This is a genomic window from Azonexus sp. (genome assembly GCF_036170495.1).
Lineage (GTDB): Bacteria > Pseudomonadota > Gammaproteobacteria > Burkholderiales > Rhodocyclaceae > Azonexus.
Genome location: NZ_JAVHPH010000317.1, coordinates 1 through 2,549, shown reverse-complemented (window position 1 = coordinate 2,549; position 2,549 = coordinate 1). Strand labels below are relative to the sequence as shown.

4 protein-coding genes are annotated in these 2,549 nt (G+C 62.2%); 1 reads left to right on the top strand and 3 read right to left on the bottom strand.

The window, feature by feature from the left end; translation table 11 throughout:
• Positions 1-276 precede the first annotated feature (276 nt).
• Positions 277-1,179 (bottom strand): LysR family transcriptional regulator, encoded by a 903-nt coding sequence (locus ADADOO_RS11745; RefSeq protein ID WP_511277692.1) that lies wholly within the window; start codon positions 1,177-1,179, stop codon positions 277-279.
• Between the two features lie 120 nt (positions 1,180-1,299).
• Here ADADOO_RS11745 and ADADOO_RS11740 point away from each other — a divergent pair, with 120 nt between their 5' ends.
• On the top strand, positions 1,300-1,593 hold the full coding sequence (locus tag ADADOO_RS11740; protein WP_511277691.1) for an RSP_7527 family protein: 294 nt from the start codon (positions 1,300-1,302) through the stop codon (positions 1,591-1,593).
• Between the two features lie 45 nt (positions 1,594-1,638).
• On the opposite strand, the gene trhA is transcribed toward ADADOO_RS11740, so the two are convergent.
• On the bottom strand, positions 1,639-2,256 hold the full coding sequence (trhA, locus tag ADADOO_RS11735) for a PAQR family membrane homeostasis protein TrhA (RefSeq protein ID WP_511277690.1): 618 nt from the start codon (positions 2,254-2,256) through the stop codon (positions 1,639-1,641).
• Positions 2,257-2,262: 6 nt separating this feature from the next.
• The coding region (locus ADADOO_RS11730) for a hypothetical protein (protein WP_511277689.1) at positions 2,263-2,549 on the bottom strand (287 nt) is incomplete at its 5' end.

Sequence of the window (2,549 nt, the reverse complement as noted above, 5' to 3'; positions counted from 1 at the left end):
CTTTTCGACCTTCTCGGCCGAAGTCGTCGAACGCCTGCTGGCCGGCCAGCCCGCCTGGGCGATCGGCCTCGCCTCGGTGCATCTGGCCGGTTCGCTGACGGCAACCTACCTCGGCTTGCTGACGGTCGGCGCGACGCATATCTGGTCCTGAGCGCCACGCGCTCGCCCGTCGGGCTGGCCGGCTAATGTCAAATTCAGGCATTTTTTATGGTTGACCGTGGTATTGCTTCGCCAGGTCGTTGGCCGGGGATGATCTGAGGCGCGTTGGTTCCGAGCCTACGCCCGCCAGGGCGCACGCTCGAACTCGTCAATCAGAAAATCCACCATGACCCGAACCTTGGGGGCGAGGTGGCGGCTGCTTGGGTAGGTGACGAATAGCGGGACCGGCTCGACGTGGTGCCAGTCGGTGAGAATCGGGACCAGGGCGCCGCGGCGAATGGCCTGGCCGACGATGACATCGGTCAGGCGGGTGATACCGACGCCGGCAACGGCCAGTTGCAGCACCGTTTCGGCATTGTTGGCGACGACGTTGCCGCCGATATGGACGACCCGGATGCCGTCGTCGGTGTCGAATGGCCAGTGGCGCAAGGCCGGCAGGGTGGTGATCCACAGGCAGTTGTGCTGCTGCAGGTCATCCGGCGTGCGCGGCGTGCCGAAGCGTTCGAGATAGCTCGGGGCGGCGCAGATGACGCGTTCCAGATTGCAGATGCGGCGCGCCACGCTGGAGGAGTCTTCGAGCGTGCCGATGCGGATGGTCAGGTCGAAATGGTCGTCGGCTGGCGCTGGCGGTACGTCGTTGATGGTGACTTCGAGTTCGATGTCCCGGTGCTTTTCGAGAAAGCGCGGGATCGCCGGCGTCAGCTGGTGCATGCCGAAGGCCGAGCCGCAATGCAGGCGCAGCAGGCCGCGTGGATGCGTGCCGGCTTCGGCCACTTCGGCCTCGGCTTCGTCCATCGCCGTCAGGATCGGCCGGGCCCGGTTGAAGAAAGCCTCGCCCTCCGTGGTTAGCTGCTGGCGGCGCGTGGTGCGGGTGAGCAGGCGGACGCCGAGACGGTCTTCGAGGCGGTTGACCAGTTTGGACAGCGCCGACGGGGTCAGCCCCATTTCCCGTGCCGCGGCGGAGAATCCGCCGGTTTCCACGGTGCGAACAAAAGCGGTCATCTCGGCGGCGCGATCCATGGTTTTATTATGGACGAAAATTCATAAATGTTTTGCCATTAAGCCTTATTGTTATTCAAATTGGTGGCAATTAGACTTCGATTTGTGCAATGTTGCATTGCAACAGATAAGGAGTAAATCATGACCCCCATCGACATCCCGACCATTGAACGCCAAGCCCGTCAGCTTCGTGCTGCCGAAATGCGCCGTCTGAACGGTCTGTTCGCCGAACGTTTTGCGCTGCTGTTTAAACTGGCGACCGGTAGCGCCCTGGCCGGGGCTGGTGCGCTCGGCGAAATGCTTCGCCCCTTGTTCGCCTGGAATCCGCAGACGGCGTCGGCGCCACTTTCCGGTTCCATCGAGCCGGCTTTGGCCCGCATGAATAACGCGGTGCGCTCGCTGTTTTCGTGGAATCCGCAGGAACGTCGTTCCTGAATTCGCTTTTCGGAGCCCGTTAGTTAATGGCTGGGCGATGGGCGCTCAGACCACGTAGAACAGGATCGCGATGAAGTGCATGAGGCTGCCGGCGATGACGAAGAGATGCCAGATGCCATGCCAGTGCCGAAAGCGCTCGTCGAAGGCGAAGAAGAGGATGCCGACGGTGTAGAACACGCCGCCGGCCGCCAGCCAGAGGAATCCGGCCAGGCCGAGGCTGGCCAGCAGCGGCTTGATGGCGACGAGCACGATCCAGCCCATTACCGCGTAAATGACCAGCGACATGACGCGCGCTTCCGAGCGCGGCTTGATTTCCTGCAGCATGCCGATGGCGGCCAGCGTCCAGACGATGCCGAACAGCCACCAGCCCCACGGGCCGCGCAGGCTGATCAGGCAGAACGGGGTGTAGCTGCCGGCAATCAGGAGATAGATCGACAGGTGGTCGAGCTTGCGCAGGATGCGTTTGAATGGCCCGCGCACGCTGTGATAGATGGTCGAGATGCTGTACAGCATGACCAGCGTGAGGCCATAAACGGCGACACTGGCCGTCTTCAGCGCGTCGCCGCCGGCTGCAGTGGCGACGATCAGCCAGATTGCCCCGGTCAGGGCGAGTAGCGCGCCGAGGAGGTGGGTCCAGGCGTTGAAGCGTTCTCCGTAATACATCGCCGCTCAGGATTGAGGGGCCGGGGCGGCCTCGATGAGATAGGCCTCCAGTTGCAGGTCGTGGTCCTTGAAGTGCTCAAGCAGGGTCTGGTGGATGCGGTCGATGCCTTCAATGGCCAGTATGCAATTGCCATCTTCTGAAAGGACAACGCGAATCGCCTTGAGCTGCTGGGCAATATCCATGTGCGCCTGATTATGGGCAAGGCGATGCGCCGACGGCACCCGATCTTCCATGAACATCAATTCGATCAGGTTATGTTTCAGCGTGGTCTCGACGAAGGCGCGGATCATCT

Coding starts and splice junctions, on each gene's coding strand:
- trhA (WP_511277690.1), bottom strand. CDS start 2,256: ATGTATTACGGAGAACGCTTCAACGCCTGGACCCACCTCCTCGGCGCG.
- ADADOO_RS11745 (WP_511277692.1), bottom strand. CDS start 1,179: ATGGATCGCGCCGCCGAGATGACCGCTTTTGTTCGCACCGTGGAAACC.
- ADADOO_RS11740 (WP_511277691.1), top strand. CDS start 1,300: ATGACCCCCATCGACATCCCGACCATTGAACGCCAAGCCCGTCAGCTT.